The organism is Pseudomonas sp. ADAK2 TE3594 (assembly GCF_053628675.1).
The window spans coordinates 2,022,998-2,039,206 of the sequence record NZ_JBRJGV010000001.1 but is presented as its reverse complement, the minus strand read 5'-3'; the positions used below and the strand labels follow the sequence as shown (position 1 = coordinate 2,039,206).

Genomic DNA, 16,209 nt, shown 5'->3' with positions numbered 1-16,209 from the left:
TCAAAGACCTTGGTTCAAGGAATGTTGTCAGTTTGCCACAGCTGAAACACAAATCCCTTGTGGCACTACCTGTGGCGAGGGGGCTTGCCCATGAAGTCGCCGCCCATGGCATGCGCTGGGCCGACTCTTACAACATGAGCTACGAGCAAGAGAAGGCCTTCATCGGCGACGGCGTCGAGGCGGTGGAGCGCTTCATCCGTTACGCCAAGTCCCATCCGAAAGTCAGTTTCATGCGCAAGGATCAGCCCAGATCGTGCTGACCGAAAAGAACCCTCTGATCGATAACACCGAGGCAGCGTACAACCATTGACTCAGGTGAATGCAGCCCTCGCCGGGCTGCATCCTTCGCCAAGTCATCGTATAACCCACCCTTGGCTGGACGTTTATCCGGCTCACTGATAGATCATCATCACGACGATCTATTTCAGCATTCGGTCGCCTGCAATATGGAATGACCCTCCGTCAATTTCCATGAGCCTGTCGTTGACAAGCACCGGAAAGCCTACCAATACTTCGTCTAGTCATACGACAACCTACAACAAACCAATAACAACAACTTCATGTACAGGGACTTTCATGATGACCACTCCCCCAGTCCGTGCGCCTTTCAATCGCCTGCTCCTGACCGGCGCCGCCGGTGGCCTCGGTAAAGTCCTGCGCGAACGCCTGCGACCTTACGCCAACGTGATCCGTCTGTCGGACATCGCCGCCATGACACCGGCAATCGATGACCGCGAAGAAGTCGTGCCGTGCGACCTCGCCGACAAGCAAGCAGTGCATCAGTTGGTCGAAGACGTGGACGCGATCCTGCATTTCGGCGGCGTATCAGTGGAGCGTCCGTTCGAAGAGATTCTCGGCGCCAACATCTGCGGGGTGTTCCATATCTACGAAGCGGCCCGTCGCCATGGCGTGAAACGGGTGATTTTTGCCAGTTCCAACCACGTCATCGGCTTTTACAAGCAGGACAAAACCCTCGACGCCCACTCCCCTCGCCGCCCGGATGGCTATTACGGCTTGTCCAAGTCCTACGGCGAAGACATGGCCAGTTTCTACTTTGATCGCCATGGCATCGAGACGGTCAGCATCCGCATCGGCTCCTCGTTCCCGGAACCACAGAACCGCCGAATGATGAGCACCTGGCTGAGCTTCGACGACATGATCCAACTGCTCGAACGCGCGTTGTACACCCCGAATGTCGGCCACACCGTGGTGTATGGCATGTCCGACAACAAGAGCATCTGGTGGGACAACCGTTTTGCCGCGCACCTGGGTTATGCGCCACAGGACACGTCCGAAGTCTTCCGCGAAAAAGTCGAAGCCCAGCCAATGCCCGCCGAAGATGATCCGGCCAGGGTTTATCAGGGTGGTGCCTTTGTCGCGGCCGGGCCGTTCGGCGACTGAGCCCTCGCCAATCCCCACATAACAAAGCCAAGGGAATGCGTTGCCATGCAAGCCGAATTGATTGTCGATGCCCGCAATGCGGTCGGTGAAAGCCCGGTGTGGGTCCCCGAGGAAAACGCCCTGTACTGGGTCGATATTCCGAGCGGTGGATTACAGCGTTGGAATGCCGACAGCGGGCACGTTCACGCCTGGAAAGCCCCGCAAATGCTCGCCTGTATCGCTCGTCACAGCGCGGGTGGCTGGGTCGCCGGCATGGAAAGCGGATTCTTTCACCTGCACCCGCACAACGATGGCCGCCTCGACAGCGAACTGCTGGCCCACGTCGATCACCCCCGCCCCGACATGCGCCTGAACGATGGCCGCTGTGATCGCCAGGGCCGTTTCTGGGCCGGCAGCATGGTGCTGAACATGGGCGCCAACGCCGCCGACGGCAGGCTCTATCGCTACAGTGCCGGACAACCCGGGCCGCTCGACGCCCGACTCAGCGGTTTCATCGTGCCCAATGGCCTGGGCTTCAGCCCGGACGGCAAGACGATGTACCTCTCGGACTCGCACCCGAACGTGCAGCATATCTGGGCCTTCGATTACGACATCGACAGTGGCACGCCGTCCAACCGTCGGCTGTTCGTCGACATGCATCACTTCCTTGGCCGCCCGGATGGCGCGGCAGTGGATGCCGAAGGTTGCTACTGGATCTGCGCCAACGACGCCGGGCTGATTCACCGTTTCACCCCCGATGGCCGACTGGATCGTTCGCTCCCCGTGCCGGTGAAAAAACCGACCATGTGCGCCTTCGGTGGCAGCCAGCTCGACACCCTGTTTGTGACCTCGATTCGCCCCGCTGACGACCATGACGAACAGTCGCTGGCCGGCAGCGTCTTCGCCCTCAACCCCGGCGTCAAAGGCTTGCCGGAACCGGTGTTCAACGAATTGCTTTAACCCCTCTGCTGCATTGCTGTGCCTTGAATAAAAAAACAACAAGACTGGAGACACACCCCATGGACTTCAAACGCACCTTGCTCGCCGCCGCACTTCCCATCACTGCAGCACTCACCTTCACCTTCACCCTCAGCAGCGCCGCACAGGCACTGGAAATCAAATTCGCCGACATTCACCCCGCCGGTTACCCGACCGTGGTCGCCGAGGAACAGTTGGGTAAAACCCTGGTGGCCGACAGCAACGGCAAACTGACTTTCAAGATGTTCGCCGGCGGTGTGCTCGGTTCGGAAAAAGAAGTCATCGAGCAGGCCCAGGTTGGCGCCATTCAGATGGCCCGGGTCAGCCTCGGCATCGTCGGGCCGGTGGTGCCGGACGTGAACGTGTTCAACATGCCATTCGTATTCCGCGACCAGGCGCACATGCGCAAAGTCATCGACGGTGAGGTCGGCGATGAGATCCTCGACAAGATCACCAACTCCGAATTCAACCTGGTCGCCCTGGCCTGGATGGACGGCGGCACGCGCAATATCTACACCAAGAAACCGGTACGCAGCCTCGCCGACCTCAAAGGCATGAAGATCCGCGTGCAAGGCAACCCGATGTTCATCGATACCATCAACGCCATGGGCGGCAACGGTATTGGCATGGACACCGGCGAGATCTTCAGTGCATTGCAGACCGGGGTGATCGACGGCGCGGAAAACAACCCGCCGACCCTGCTCGAACACAACCACTACCAGAACGCCAAGTTCTACAGCCTGACCGGGCACCTGATCCTGCCCGAGCCAATCGTGATGTCGAAAATCACCTGGGAAAAACTCAGCCCCGACCAGCAGGTGCTGGTGAAGAAAGCCGCCAAAGCCGCACAGGCCCAGGAACGCACACTGTGGGATGCGAAGTCGGCCAGCAGCGAAGAAAAACTCAAGGCTGCCGGCGTCGAGTTCATCACCGTCGACAAAAAACCTTTCTATGAAGCCACGGCGTCGGTCCGGGAAAAATACGGCGCGCCTTACGCCGACCTGATCAAGCGCATCGAAGCCGTTCAGTAACCCTCCCTGCATTCATGAAAGGCCCGGCACCGTTGACGAGTGAATCGTCAGCGGCGCCCGGTTACGGTGAAACCCGATGAAGAATCTGCTGCTGCGCATCAACGACAGGATTTACATGACCTGCATCTGGATTGCCGGCCTGTCGGTCCTGGCTATTTCCCTGATCATTCCCTGGGGCGTCTTCGCCCGTTACGTCCTTGGCACCGGTTCCAGTTGGCCGGAGCCCACCGCGATTTTGCTGATGATGGTCTTCACCTTCATCGGCGCCGCTGCCAGTTATCGCGCCGGAGCGCACATGGCCGTGGCCATGCTCACCGACCGCATGCCCCCCGAACTGCGCAAGACCATGAGCATCGTTTCGCAGCTGCTGATGGCGACCATTTGCCTGTTCATGGCCATCTGGGGCACCAAGCTCTGTATGTCCACATGGAACCAGTTCATGAGCTCTCTGCCCACTCTGCGCGTGGGCATCACCTACATGCCGATTCCCGTGGGCGGTGGGCTGACGCTGATTTTCGTGCTGGAAAAACTCTTGCTCGGTGACCAGAGCAACCGTCGGGTCGTGCGTTTCGACCTGGTTGAAGAAAGCGAAGGTGCCGCATAAATGGACGCTCTGATTCTGCTCGGCAGTTTTATCGCTTTGATCCTGATCGGCATGCCGGTCGCCTACGCCCTGGGGCTTTCTGCCCTGATCGGTGCGTGGTGGATCGACATCCCGCTCCAGGCGCTGATGATTCAGGTCGCCGGTGGCGTGAACAAATTCTCGTTGCTGGCGATTCCGTTCTTCGTGCTCGCCGGGGCGATCATGGCCGAGGGCGGCATGTCCCGGCGACTGGTGGCTTTTGCCGGAGTGCTGGTGGGGTTCGTGCGCGGCGGGTTGTCGCTGGTGAACATCATGGCCTCGACCTTCTTCGGGGCGATTTCCGGCTCTTCGGTGGCGGACACGGCGTCGGTCGGTTCGGTGCTGATTCCGGAAATGGAACGTCGCGGCTACCCGCGGGATTTCTCCACCGCGGTGACGGTCAGCGGTTCGGTGCAAGCCCTGTTGACGCCACCCAGCCATAACTCGGTGCTCTACTCGCTGGCCGCTGGCGGGACCGTTTCGATCGCTTCGCTGTTCATGGCCGGCGTGGTGCCGGGCCTGCTGATGAGCGCGTGCCTGATGGTGCTGTGCCTGATCTTCGCCAGAAAACGCAACTACCCCAAGGGCGAAGTCATTCCCCTCAAGGAGGCGCTGAAAATCTGCGGTGAAGCCATGTGGGGCATGATGGCGATGGTCATCATTCTCGGCGGCATTCTCTCGGGCATCTTCACCGCCACCGAATCGGCGGCGATCGCGGTGCTGTGGTCGTTCTTCGTCACCATGTTCATTTACCGCGACTACAAGTGGAGTGAGCTGCCCAAGTTGATGCACCGCACGGTGCGCACTATCTCGATCGTGATGATCCTGATCGGCTTCGCCGCCAGCTTCGGCTACATCATGACGCTGATGCAGATCCCGGCGAAGATCACCACGATGTTCCTGACCCTGTCGGACAACCGTTACGTGATCCTGATGTGCATCAACGTGATGCTGCTGTTGCTCGGCACGGTGATGGACATGGCGCCGCTGATCCTGATCCTCACGCCAATTCTGATGCCGGTGATTCTGGGCATTGGTGTGGACCCGGTGCAGTTCGGCATGATCATGCTGGTGAACCTGGGGATCGGATTGATCACGCCGCCAGTGGGCGCGGTGCTGTTTGTCGGCTCGGCGGTGGGCAAGGTCAGTATCGAAAGCACCGTAAAAGCGCTGCTGCCGTTCTATGGCGTGCTGTTCCTGGTGCTGATGGCCGTGACCTACATTCCAGCGCTGTCGTTGTGGTTGCCGCATTTGGTGTTGTGACCTCAAAAGATCGCAGCCTTCGGCAGCTCCTACAGGATTTGTGTTCGTCCGATATTTCACGGGCGTGCGCGATTTCAATGTAGGAGCTGCCGCAGGCTGCGATCTTTTCAACCATTCAACGCAGGGCGAAAATCATGACCCTCAACACCCTCGAACTCGAAGACGAACTCACCCGCCTCACCCTCGCCCCCGAACTCGGTGCGAGCATCGTCAACTGGACGGTCCGCAGCACCGGCCAACCGCTGTTGCGCCACAGCGATCAGCACGCCTTGAACACCGGCCTGCCCGGCAAACTCGCCTGCTATCCCTTGGCGCCGTGGTCGAACCGAATCTCGGAGGGTGGTTTCGATTGCCCGGATGGCTGGCTCGCGCTGGCGCCCAACAGCCTCACCGATCCCCTGCCGATTCACGGCAGTGCCTGGCAACAGCCGTGGCAGATCGTCTCGCACACCCGCGATGAAATCGTCCTGCAACTCGACAGCACCACGCCCTTCGCTTATCGCGCAAGGCAACGTTTCCATCTGAGTGAGGGCAAGTTGAGCATCGATTTGCAGGTCACCCATCTGGCCGAACACGCCGCCTGGCATGGGCTCGGTTTACACCCCTACTTCCCGCGCACTGCAGGCACTCGGTTGCAGACGCAGGCGCGACAGGTCTGGTTGTGTGACAGCACAAAACTGCCAACACAACTCACTTCGATACCCAAGGATTGGGACTTCAGCCAGCCCCGGGCATTACCCGAAACGCTGGTGGACAACGGCTTTTGCGAATGGGACGGCCACTGCCTGATCCAGCAACCCGAGCTGGGTTATGAACTGGAATGCCAGGCCACCGGCAGCGACTACTACCTGCTCTACTGCCCCGTAGGCCTGGAATTTTTCTGCATCGAACCGGTAAGCCACCCGGTCAATGCCCATCACTTGCCGGGTCGGCCAGGGTTGCGTTTGCTGGAGCACGGCCAATCTGCCGAGCTCGGTTTCAGCCTGCGCTATCACTACGCCAACAGCTGAGTCAGCACCGCGCGCAACTTGCCGGGCTTCACTGGTTTATTCAGCAGCGGCGCGTCGAGTCGCTGCAGTGAGCGCCGACATTGGTCGGTGCGGTCGGCGGTGATGATCACCGCTGGAATCGCCTGGCTGAAATGCTCGCGCAAATGCCGAACCACTTCACAGCCAACCACGCCGTGATCCAGGTGATAGTCCGCCAGGATCAGTTCCGGCGCCTGTCCCTGCAAAGCCACCAGCGCGGTGGCCTCGTCGGTGGCGGTGACCACCTCGCAACCCCACTGGCCGAGCAGCGCGCTCATGCTTTCAAGAATGCTGACCTCGTTGTCCAGCACCAACAGACGCCGGCCCGGCAATGGGTTGCCGGTGCTTGGCTGCGGCGCGACCTGACTGATCGGCAGTGGGATTTCATGGGAAATCGGCACCTCGATGCTGAACATCGAACCGTGCCCCGGCAGCGAATGCACCTGAATCTTGTAGTCGAGGATCTTGGCGATGCGTTCGACAATTGCCAGTCCCAGGCCCACGCCCTTGCGATCGGCGGCGCGCCCGACGTCCAGTTGGTTGAATTCGAGGAAGATCGAGTCAAGACGATCCGCCGGAATCCCGCGCCCGGTGTCCCAGACTTCGATACGCAGCGCATCGCCCCGGCGTCTTGCCCCCAGCAGAATGCAGCCTTCGTCGGTGTAGCGGCAGGCATTGCTGAGGAAGTTGCGCAAAATCCGCGTCATCAAGCGCAAGTCGGTATGAATGGCGTAATCGCCCATGTGCACCCGCAGGTTCAACCCGGCTGCCGCGGCCACCGACTGAAACTCCGAGACCAGTGGCGCGAGCAATTCGTCGAGGCGGTACAGGGCAATATCCGGCTTCACCGCGGCCTGATCGAGCCGGGAAATATCCAGCAGATCGGTGAGCAAATCTTCCGCACCTTCCAGCGCTTGATGCGTGCGCTCCACCAACACCTGTTCGACGTCGGGCAGTTTGCGCTCGCGCAAGGTCGAGATCAGCAAACGCGCGGCGTTGAGCGGTTGCAGCAAGTCGTGACTGGCGGCGGCGAGGTATTTGTCCTTGCTGCGATTGGCCGCTTCGGCGGCGTCACGGGCATCGCGCAAGGCTTCGGCGGCGTCCATCAACTCGTTGGTGCGCGCGGTGACCCGCTGCTCCAGTTCGTCATTGAGTTGTTGCAGGCGCTGCTGAGCCAGTTTTCGCTCGGTGATGTCGGCGACAAAGCCCTCCACCAGGCCTTCCTGATCCGGTTTGAGCAGCAAATTCATCAATACGTCGAGGACGCTGCCGTCCTTGCGCCGCAGCTGAGTTTCATAGCCCAGCAGGCTGCGCTCGCGCTGGAGGATTTCGCCGATGCTTTCCAGTTCTTGCGCCCCGCCGACGAACAGCGTGCCAGCCAGGTCCGTCAGGGAAAACAGCACCTCCTGCGGGTTCTGATAGCCGAGCATCCGCGCCAGCGCCGGGTTGGCGGCGCGCATGCCTTCCAGCAGGCTGGCCTGGAAGATCCCTTGCACCGCGTTTTCGAACAGCCATTTGTAGCGGTTGCGTTCGGTTTCCAGTTCATCCAGGCGCGCGGCCAGTTCCGGGTAATGACTCTTGCGCGCCGAATGGTTGCCTAAACCGAGTAACCCGGCCAGCGCCCGTTGTTGCTCGTCAGAGGGCTTCGCCATAGACGACCTCGACGTCGCGCTGACTGGATTCGCGCGGGTTGGTAAGAATGCACGGGTCGTGCATGGCGTGTTGCGACAGGAACGGAATGTCCGCCGTACTCACCCCGTGCAGGCCCAGGGTTTCGTGGAAGCCGATGGCGTGCTTGAGGGCGATCAAGTGTTCGACCAGCCGCCCGCAAATCTGCCGGTGATTGAGGCCACGGCAATCAATACCGAAGGTCTCGGCGATCACCTTGAAGCGCTCCGGCGCCGAGCTGTAGTTGAACGCCACCACATGCTCCACCAGCACCGCATTGCACAAACCATGAGGCAGATCGAGAAAGCCGCCCAGGCTGTGGGACATGGCATGCACCGCGCCAAGGATCGCGTTGGAAAACGCCAACCCGGCCTGCATGCTGCCGAGCATGATTTTCTCACGCAGGGCGATGTCGCCAGGGTTGGCGATCATTTGCACCAGATTGCCGTTGATCAGCCGCATCGCTTCCAGCGCATGAGGGTCGGTGAGCGGCCCGTGACCGGTGGAGACGAAGGCTTCGATGGCATGGACCAACGCGTCGATGCCGGTACAGGCCGACAGGAACGGGTCCATGCTCAGGGTGGTTTCCGGATCGATCAGCGACACGTCCGGCACTGCGGCCTTGCTGACGATGGAGAATTTCATGCGTTCTTGCTGATTGGAGATGATCACGAATTGCGACACGTCGGCCGAAGTGCCAGCGGTGGTCGGAATCAGGATCAGCGGCGGGCTGGGCATGCGCAACATGTCCACGCCCTCGAATTCGAGGATGTTGCGCCCGTGGGCGACGACGATGCCGATGCCTTTGCCGCAGTCCATCGGGCTGCCACCGCCGATCGCCACGATCACATCGCAGTGATTCTCCCGGTACAGCTCGGCGCCGAGCATGACCTCTTCGATCCGCGGGTTGGGCGAAACGTCGCTATACAAAAAGTAATCAATGCCCAGGGCTTGCAGGCTGGCCTCGACATCGGCGACCCAACCGGCGGCAATCACCCCGGGGTCGCTGACCACCAGCACCTTGCGGGCGCCGAAGGTCTTGGCATAGTTGCCGACGTTGTGCCGACAGCCGGCACCGAAGATGATTTCAGGCGAAACGAATTTACGCAGCTGGCTGAGATTCTGGCTCATTGGAAAGCCTGTTTTTATTGTTTTGGAAGGTAAAGCCCACACTAAAGCATCCGGCTGCGAATGCAATCAGACCAATGGATAGCCGCCGCCCGGGGTGCACTCCTCCAATTTTGTATTCACTGAAAATCCCTGTGGGAGCGGGCTTGCCCGCGATATCGGTCTGACAGTCGACATCGATGTTGAATGTGCTGGTCTCATCGCGGGCAAGCCCGCTCCCACAAGGATTTGCGTTTGCAATTCATCCACGATAAATCAGCCGCGAGGCTTTCTCGTTTCGCAAGGTCAGATGCTCCATGCCCGGCCCCGGCGCGTCGGCTTCGTCCCGGGCCTTGAGAATGACGCTGTGGTGCGCCGACTTGCTGCACACCGGGTCGGCGTTGCTGGCGTCCCCCGTGAGCATGAACGCCTGGCAGCGGCAGCCGCCGAGGTCCTTGTGCTTTTCATCGCAGGAACGGCATGGCTCCTTCATCCAGTCATCGCCACGAAAACGGTTGAAGCCGAAGGAGTCGTTCCAGATGTGCGCGATGCTGTGCTCACGCACGTTGGGAAACTGCACCGGTAACTGGCGGGCGCTATGACAAGGCAACGCCGTGCCGTCCGGGGTGATGTCGAGAAACAGGTTGGCCCAGCCATTCATGCAGGTCTTGGGGCGCTCTTCGTAGTAATCCGGGGTGACGAAAATCAGTTTGCACGGGTGGCCCTGCGCTTCAAGCCGCTGGCGGTATTCATTGGTGATGCGCTCGGCGCGCTGCAACTGTTCGCAGGTCGGCAACAGGCCGACGCGGTTGAGTTCGGCCCAACCGTAGAACTGACACGTCGCCAACTCGACGAAATCCGCCTCCAGCTCCAGGCAGAGGTCGATGATTTGCGCGATCTGATCGATGTTGTGCCGATGGGTGACGAAGTTCAGCACCATCGGGTAGCCCTGGGCTTTCACCGCCCGGGCCATGGCCAGTTTCTGGGCGAAGGCCTTGCGCGAACCGGCGAGCATATTGTTGACCGCTTCGTCGGCGGCCTGAAAACTGATCTGGATGTGGTCCAGCCCGGCGACTTTGAAGTCGCGGACCTTCTGTTCGGTCAGGCCGATACCCGAGGTGATCAGGTTGGTGTAGTAACCCATGTCCCGCGCGGCCTTGATCAACTCGGCGAGGTCTTGGCGCACCAACGGCTCGCCACCGGAAAAACCCAATTGCGCAGCGCCCATCTCCCGCGCCTCGCGGAACACCCGAATCCACTCTTCTGTGCTCAACTCCTCGCCCTGTTGGGCGAAGTCCAGCGGGTTGGAGCAATACGGGCATTGCAGCGGGCAGCGATAGGTCAGCTCCGCCAGCAACCACAGCGGTGGGCCGGGTTGCTGTTCGATCAGGCTCACAAGGAGATCCCCCGGTGCCAGACCCGCTCGGTGGTAACGGTGTGATACGGCGGGCGACCCAGTTCATAGGCCATGCTCATCGCATCAAGCATGCTCCACAGCACATCGAGCTTGAACTGCAGAATCTCCAGCATCCGTTGCTGGCCTTCGACCGTGACGTAGTGCGCCAGGGTGATGCGCAAACCATGCTCGACATCGCGCCGCGCCTGGCTCAGACGCGTACGGAAATAGTCGTAGCCGGCCGGGTCGATCCATGGGTAATGGGTGGGCCAGGCGTCGAGCCGGGACTGGTGGATTTGTGGCGCGAACAATTCGGTCAGCGAGCTGCTGGCCGCTTCTTGCCAGCACGCGCGACGGGCGAAATTGACGTAGGCGTCCACGGCAAAACGCACGCCGGGCAGCACCCGTTCTTGCGAAAGGATTTGTTCGCGGTCCAGCCCCACGGCTTCGCCCAATCGTAGCCACGCTTCGATGCCGCCTTCACTGCCGGGGACGCCGTCATGGTCGACGATCCGTTGCAACCATTCCCGGCGCACGTCGCGGTCCGGGCAATTGGCGAGGATGGCGGCATCCTTGAGCGGGATGTTCACCTGGTAATAGAAGCGATTGGCGACCCAGCCCTGGATCTGCTCGCGGGTGGCGCGCCCGGCGTACATGGCTTGGTGAAATGGGTGGTGGATGTGGTAACAGGCGCCTTTGGCGCGCAACGCCTGTTCGAATTCGGCAGGGGTCATGGGGGTGTCGGTCATTGCGGTTCTCCGGATTTCGCGGTGTCTGGTCTGGCGCCTTCGCGGGCAAGCCTCGCTCCTACAAGGGTTCTGCGGTGTGCACAAAGCCCTGTAGGAGCGAGGCTTGCCCGCGAAGAGGCCATCCGCTACAGCTCAATACTCATGCCGTCATAGGCCACTTCAATCCCGCGCCGTTCCAGCAACGCCCGCTCGGCCGAGTCTTCATCGAGGATCGGGTTGGTGTTGTTGATGTGGATCAGCACCTTGCGCTGGCGATTGAAACCCTCCAGCACCTCGAGCATGCCGCCGGGGCCGCTTTGCGGCAGGTGGCCCATTTCGCTGCCCAGGCTCTGGCCAACTTCGCACACGCGCATTTCATCGTCGCGCCACAGCGTGCCGTCCAGCAGCAGGCAGTCGGCGCGCTGCATCCAGCTCAATACTTCGGCGTCGACCTGCCCCAGCCCCGGCGCATAGAAAACCGATGCCCCGCTGCGCAGGTCTTCGATGAACAGGCCGATGGTATCGCCCGGCTGCGGATTGCCACGATTGGGCGAGTACGGCGGTGCATTGCTAACCAACGCAATTGCGCGAAATTGCAGGTGTGGGCAGGCCGCGATGCGGAACGACTCGCGATCCAGATCGATGGGTTGCCACTGCAAACCACCGTTCCAGTGTTTGAGCATGGTGAACAGGGGAAAGCCGCTGCTCAGGTCTTCGTGAACCCGCTCGGTGCACCAGACCGCATGCGGGCAGCCTTCGCGCAGGCTCAACAGCCCGGTGCAATGGTCGATCTGACTGTCCAGCAGGACGACACCGCCGATCGCCGTGTCACGCAAGCGTCGGGCTGGCTGCATCGCCGGGAAACTTTCGAGTTGCGCGCGAATGTCCGGTGAAGCATTGCAGAGCACCCACTCCACACCGTCGTCACTCAGGGCAATCGACGACTGCGTGCGGCGTTGCGCACGCAGATTGCCGTTGCGCATAGCGGCGCATTGACGGCAGTTGCAGTTCCATTGCGGAAAACCACCGCCGGCGGCGGAACCGAGAACGCGGATGTGCATGGGATGGCTCCAGAAGGCAGGCCCGGCCAACGCGACGGCTGACCGGGCGATCAATCAACGGTTGGCGAAATACATGGTCACTTCGAAACCAATGCGCAGATCGGTAAACGCGGGTTTATTCCACATGGGTCAATCCTCTTCTTGTGCCGGTCAATTCCGGTAAGACCATTAATGCACGGGGGGCGAAGGGACCGAATGCTACTTTCGAAGGAGGTTGTGGGGTGCGTTGGTAGGGGGTGGGGCAAAGTCTTCAAGTACACCCATAACCCTGTGGGAGCGGGCTTGCCCGCGATGGCGACATCACATTCAACACATTCGTTGACTGCCAATTCGCTATCGCGGGCAAGCCCGCTCCCACAAGTTTCAATGGTGTTCTTGCAGGTTAGAAGAACCCCATCGGATTGATGTCGTAACTCACCAGCAGGTTTTTGGTCTGTTGGTAATGGTCGAGCATCATCTTGTGGTTCTCACGGCCGACACCCGACTTCTTGTAGCCACCGAACGCGGCGTGGGCCGGGTACAGGTGGTAGCAGTTGGTCCAGACGCGCCCGGCCTTGATCGCCCGGCCCATGCGGTAGGCGCGGTTGATGTCGCGGGTCCACAGGCCGGCACCGAGGCCGAACTCGCTGTCGTTGGCAATCGCCAGGGCTTCGGCTTCGTCCTTGAAGGTGGTGATACCCACCACCGGGCCGAAGATTTCTTCCTGGAACACACGCATTTTGTTGTGGCCCTTGAGCAGGGTCGGCTGGATGTAATAGCCGCTCGACAAGTCGCCTTCAAGACGCTCGGCCGCACCGCCGGTGAGCAGTTCGGCGCCCTCCTCCTGGGCGATTTTCAGGTACGAGAGGATCTTGTCGTATTGCTGCTCGGACGCCTGGGCGCCGACCATGGTTTCGGTGTCCAGCGGGTTCCCGCGCTTGATCTTGACGATCTTCTTCATCACCACTTTCATGAAGTCGTCGTAGATCGACTCCTGCACCAGCGCTCGTGATGGACAGGTGCAGACTTCGCCCTGGTTGAAGAACGCCAGCACCAGGCCTTCGGCAGCTTTCTCGATGAACTGCGGCTCGGCGTTCATGATGTCTTCGAAGAAAATGTTCGGCGACTTGCCGCCCAGCTCGACGGTGGACGGAATGATGTTCTCGGCGGCGCAATGCATGATGTGCGCGCCGACCGGGGTGGAACCGGTGAAAGCGATCTTGGCGATGCGCTTGCTGGTGGCCAGCGCCTCACCGGCTTCGCGACCGAAACCCTGGACGATGTTCAGCACGCCCGCCGGCAGCAAGTCGGCGATCAGCTCGGCGAAGACCATGATCGACAGCGGCGTTTGTTCGGCGGGTTTGAGCACGATGCAGTTGCCGGCAGCCAGGGCCGGAGCAAGTTTCCAGGCGGCCATCAGCAGCGGGAAGTTCCACGGGATGATCTGCCCGACCACGCCCAGCGGTTCGTGAAAATGATAGGCGGTGGTCAGTTCGTTGATCTCGGCGGCGCCGCCTTCCTGAGCGCGGATGCAACCGGCGAAATAACGGAAGTGGTCGGCAGCCAAAGGCACGTCGGCGTTGAGGGTTTCGCGCACGGCCTTGCCGTTGTCCCAGGTTTCGGTGACGGCGAGGATTTCCAGGTTCTGCTCGATGCGGTCGGCGATTTTCAGCAACACCCGCGAGCGATCCTGCGCCGAGGTTTTGCCCCAGGCATCGGCGGCGGCATGGGCGGCGTCGAGGGCTTTTTCGATGTCGGCGGCGCTGGAACGCGGGAACTCGGCGATCACTTCACCGGTGACCGGTGAGGTGTTGGTGAAGTACTCGCCGTTGATTGGAGCGACGAACTCGCCGCCGATGAAATTGCCGTAGCGCGGTTTGAAGGAAACGATAGCGCCGGGTGTTCCGGGTTGTGCGTAGATCATGGTGGGCCTCTGTCTGGGTCGATGCCTGTCAGGCCAACAGGCGATGAACCGATAGTAGAGAGCCCCGCCTGCCAGACGAATGCGCCGTTGGCAGGGGGATTCTCGTTATTTGGTAGTAGGTTTCACACAAATTAATGTGGGAGCGGGCTTGCCCGCGATGAGGCCAGAACATTCAACATTGATGTCGACTGTTAGACCGCCATCGCGGGCAAGCCCGCTCCCACAGGGTTATGCGGTGGAGTCAGGTTGATCAGTGCTTGGCAACGAGATCTTTAGGCAGCTTGAACGTCCAGAGCATGCCGCCCTGGTTGAAGTCCTTGATGCGCTTGGCCACTTCGCCGCCCCACAGCGGTACCGCGCCGCCCCAACCGGACAGCACCGAGACGTATTGTTCGCCGTCCATTTCCCAGGTGATGGGCGAGCCGAGTACGCCGGAGCCAGTCTGGAACTCCCAGACTTTCTCGCCAGTCTTGGCGTTGAACGCTTGCAGGAAACCTTCCGGCGTACCGGTGAACACCAGGTTGCCCTTGGTGGTCAGCACTCCGCCCCACAGCGGTGCGAAGTTCTTGTGGCGCCAGACTTCCTTGCCGGTTTTCGGGTCGATGGCGCGCAGCACGCCGATGTAGTCTTCGTTCAACGGTTTGATGGTGAAACCGGCACCGAGGAACGCCGCGCCTTTCTTGTAGGCGATGCCTTCGTTCCAGATGTCCATGCCCCACTCGTTGGACGGCACATAGAACAGGCCGGTGTCGCGGTTGTAGGCCATCGGCATCCAGTTTTTTGCCCCCAGGAACGCTGGCGCGACGAATACCGAACTGCCTTTGGCCTCAGAGCCTGGCGCACCCGGACGGCTGGCTTCGTTGTAGATCGGCCGACCGTTTTTATCCAGGCCGCTGGCCCAGGTGATCTTGTCCACGAACGGGAAGCCACGGATGAATTTGCCGTTGGTGCGATCGAGCACGTAGAAGAAACCGTTACGGTCCGCGGTGGCCGCGGCTTTGATTTCCTTGCCGCCTTCGTTGTAGTTGAACGACACCAGTTCGTTCACGCCGTCATAGTCCCAACCGTCGTGGGGCGTGCTCTGGAAGTGCCATTTGATGGTGCCATCGTCCGGGTTCAGCGCCAGGCGCGAGGACGAGTAGAGGTTGTCGCCAGGACGCAGGTGCGAGTTCCACGGCGCCGGGTTACCGGTGCCGAACAGCAGCAGATTGGTTTCCGGGTCGTAGTAGCCGCCCAGCCAAGGCGCCGCGCCGCCGGTTTTCCACAGATCGCCCGGCCAGGTCTTGCCCGCTTCGCCGCCGGAGATACCGTTTTCTACCGCTTTGCCGTCCTTGTAGACATAACCCATGTGGCCTTCGACGGTGGGACGAGTCCACAGCAGGTCGCCGTTTTTCGGATCGTAGGCTTCGATTTTGCCCACTACCCCGAACTCGCCACCGGCCACGCCTGTGATCAATTTTCCGTTGATTACCAACGGCGCGGCGCTGATCGAATAGCCTTCCTTGTGGTCGGCAACTTTCTTGCTCCAGACGACTTTGCCGGTGTCTTTGTTCAGGGCCACGAGCTTGGCATCGAGGGTGCCGAAAATCACCAGATCGCCATACAGCGCGACCCCACGGTTGATCACGTCACAGCACGGGCGGATGTCATCGGGCAGGCGCGCGTCGTATTGCCAGAGCTTCCTGCCGGTACGCGCATCCACCGCGAACACCCGCGAGTAGGAGCCGGTCATGTACATCACGCCGTCCTTGATCATCGGCTGCGCCTGCTGACCGCGCTGTTTTTCCCCGCCGAACGAAAAGGCCCAGACCGGTCGCAGATCCTTCACGTTGTCGACATTGAGGGTGTCCAGCGGGCTGTAGCGCTGACCCTGGACACCCAGGCCGTTGGTGACGACCTGCTCCGGGTTCTTCGGGTCCTGGAGGATGTCTTGATCGGAGACTGCGGCCAATGCCTGGCCGGACAACAGCATGGCACTGAGCAGCACGCTCAAGACGAAGGGTTGGCGACGTGCGGGTTGGGTCATGACGGCTACCTCTGCGGT

Annotated in this window: 15 protein-coding genes; 7 read left to right on the top strand and 8 right to left on the bottom strand. The window is 60.7% G+C overall.

The window, feature by feature from the left end; all coding sequences use genetic code 11:
* Positions 1-32: 32 nt before the first annotated feature.
* The 7 genes from AB7M22_RS09420 (at position 33) to AB7M22_RS09390 (ending at position 6,284) form a co-directional block, all read left to right on the top strand.
* Positions 33-260, top strand: coding sequence for a hypothetical protein (locus tag AB7M22_RS09420; protein ID WP_454186055.1), 228 nt, complete (start codon positions 33-35; stop codon positions 258-260).
* A 316-nt stretch (positions 261-576) separates the two neighbouring features.
* The gene (locus AB7M22_RS09415; protein WP_454186054.1) at positions 577-1,401 is read left to right on the top strand and encodes an NAD-dependent epimerase/dehydratase family protein; all 825 of its coding nucleotides are present in this window, start codon (positions 577-579) and stop codon (positions 1,399-1,401) included.
* Between the two features lie 45 nt (positions 1,402-1,446).
* Positions 1,447-2,340 carry an SMP-30/gluconolactonase/LRE family protein gene (locus AB7M22_RS09410; protein WP_454186053.1) on the top strand — a complete coding sequence of 298 codons (894 nt, stop codon included), beginning with the start codon at positions 1,447-1,449 and terminating at the stop codon, positions 2,338-2,340.
* A gap of 59 nt (positions 2,341-2,399) precedes the next feature.
* Positions 2,400-3,389, top strand: coding sequence for a TRAP transporter substrate-binding protein (locus AB7M22_RS09405; RefSeq protein ID WP_454186052.1), 990 nt, complete (start codon positions 2,400-2,402; stop codon positions 3,387-3,389).
* 76 nt (positions 3,390-3,465) lie between these two features.
* Positions 3,466-3,993, top strand: coding sequence for a TRAP transporter small permease (locus tag AB7M22_RS09400; protein WP_454186051.1), 528 nt, complete (start codon positions 3,466-3,468; stop codon positions 3,991-3,993).
* Entirely contained in the window at positions 3,994-5,274 is a 1,281-nt protein-coding gene (locus AB7M22_RS09395; RefSeq protein WP_454186050.1) for a TRAP transporter large permease, read from the top strand.
* Positions 5,275-5,408: 134 nt separating this feature from the next.
* Positions 5,409-6,284, top strand: a complete 876-nt coding sequence (locus AB7M22_RS09390; RefSeq protein ID WP_454186049.1) for an aldose 1-epimerase — start codon at positions 5,409-5,411, stop codon at positions 6,282-6,284.
* Here the strand turns inward: AB7M22_RS09390 and AB7M22_RS09385 are convergent.
* From AB7M22_RS09385 to AB7M22_RS09350, 8 genes are all read right to left on the bottom strand, one after another.
* Complete coding sequence (locus AB7M22_RS09385) at positions 6,269-7,954, bottom strand: PAS domain-containing hybrid sensor histidine kinase/response regulator (protein WP_454186048.1); 1,686 nt, start codon at positions 7,952-7,954, stop codon at positions 6,269-6,271. The genes AB7M22_RS09390 and AB7M22_RS09385 overlap by 16 nt on opposite strands.
* On the bottom strand, positions 7,938-9,101 hold the full coding sequence (ercA, locus tag AB7M22_RS09380; protein ID WP_454186047.1) for an alcohol dehydrogenase-like regulatory protein ErcA: 1,164 nt from the start codon (positions 9,099-9,101) through the stop codon (positions 7,938-7,940). Before ercA ends, AB7M22_RS09385 begins: the two co-directional genes overlap by 17 nt.
* Before the next feature lie 238 nt (positions 9,102-9,339).
* Positions 9,340-10,473, bottom strand: coding sequence for a pyrroloquinoline quinone biosynthesis protein PqqE (gene pqqE, locus AB7M22_RS09375; protein ID WP_454186046.1), 1,134 nt, complete (start codon positions 10,471-10,473; stop codon positions 9,340-9,342).
* Entirely contained in the window at positions 10,470-11,222 is a 753-nt protein-coding gene (gene pqqC / locus AB7M22_RS09370; protein WP_454186045.1) for a pyrroloquinoline-quinone synthase PqqC, read from the bottom strand. Before pqqC ends, pqqE begins: the two co-directional genes overlap by 4 nt.
* A 125-nt stretch (positions 11,223-11,347) precedes the next feature.
* Entirely contained in the window at positions 11,348-12,262 is a 915-nt protein-coding gene (gene pqqB / locus AB7M22_RS09365; protein ID WP_454186044.1) for a pyrroloquinoline quinone biosynthesis protein PqqB, read from the bottom strand.
* Between the two features lie 54 nt (positions 12,263-12,316).
* The gene (pqqA, locus tag AB7M22_RS09360) at positions 12,317-12,388 is read right to left on the bottom strand and encodes a pyrroloquinoline quinone precursor peptide PqqA (RefSeq protein WP_010455123.1); all 72 of its coding nucleotides are present in this window, start codon (positions 12,386-12,388) and stop codon (positions 12,317-12,319) included.
* Between the two features lie 256 nt (positions 12,389-12,644).
* Positions 12,645-14,165 carry an acetaldehyde dehydrogenase ExaC gene (exaC, locus tag AB7M22_RS09355; RefSeq protein WP_454186043.1) on the bottom strand — a complete coding sequence of 507 codons (1,521 nt, stop codon included), beginning with the start codon at positions 14,163-14,165 and terminating at the stop codon, positions 12,645-12,647.
* Positions 14,166-14,415: 250 nt separating this feature from the next.
* Positions 14,416-16,191: a PQQ-dependent methanol/ethanol family dehydrogenase gene (locus tag AB7M22_RS09350; protein ID WP_454186042.1), complete on the bottom strand. Its 1,776-nt coding sequence runs from the start codon at positions 16,189-16,191 to the stop codon at positions 14,416-14,418.
* Between the last annotated feature and the right edge of the window lie 18 nt (positions 16,192-16,209).

Coding starts and splice junctions, on each gene's coding strand:
- AB7M22_RS09395 (WP_454186050.1), top strand. CDS start 3,994: ATGGACGCTCTGATTCTGCTCGGCAGTTTTATCGCTTTGATCCTGATC.
- AB7M22_RS09390 (WP_454186049.1), top strand. CDS start 5,409: ATGACCCTCAACACCCTCGAACTCGAAGACGAACTCACCCGCCTCACC.
- ercA (WP_454186047.1), bottom strand. CDS start 9,101: ATGAGCCAGAATCTCAGCCAGCTGCGTAAATTCGTTTCGCCTGAAATC.
- AB7M22_RS09405 (WP_454186052.1), top strand. CDS start 2,400: ATGGACTTCAAACGCACCTTGCTCGCCGCCGCACTTCCCATCACTGCA.
- pqqC (WP_454186045.1), bottom strand. CDS start 11,222: ATGACCGACACCCCCATGACCCCTGCCGAATTCGAACAGGCGTTGCGC.
- pqqB (WP_454186044.1), bottom strand. CDS start 12,262: ATGCACATCCGCGTTCTCGGTTCCGCCGCCGGCGGTGGTTTTCCGCAA.
- exaC (WP_454186043.1), bottom strand. CDS start 14,165: ATGATCTACGCACAACCCGGAACACCCGGCGCTATCGTTTCCTTCAAA.
- AB7M22_RS09400 (WP_454186051.1), top strand. CDS start 3,466: ATGAAGAATCTGCTGCTGCGCATCAACGACAGGATTTACATGACCTGC.
- AB7M22_RS09350 (WP_454186042.1), bottom strand. CDS start 16,191: ATGACCCAACCCGCACGTCGCCAACCCTTCGTCTTGAGCGTGCTGCTC.
- AB7M22_RS09410 (WP_454186053.1), top strand. CDS start 1,447: ATGCAAGCCGAATTGATTGTCGATGCCCGCAATGCGGTCGGTGAAAGC.
- AB7M22_RS09385 (WP_454186048.1), bottom strand. CDS start 7,954: ATGGCGAAGCCCTCTGACGAGCAACAACGGGCGCTGGCCGGGTTACTC.
- AB7M22_RS09415 (WP_454186054.1), top strand. CDS start 577: ATGATGACCACTCCCCCAGTCCGTGCGCCTTTCAATCGCCTGCTCCTG.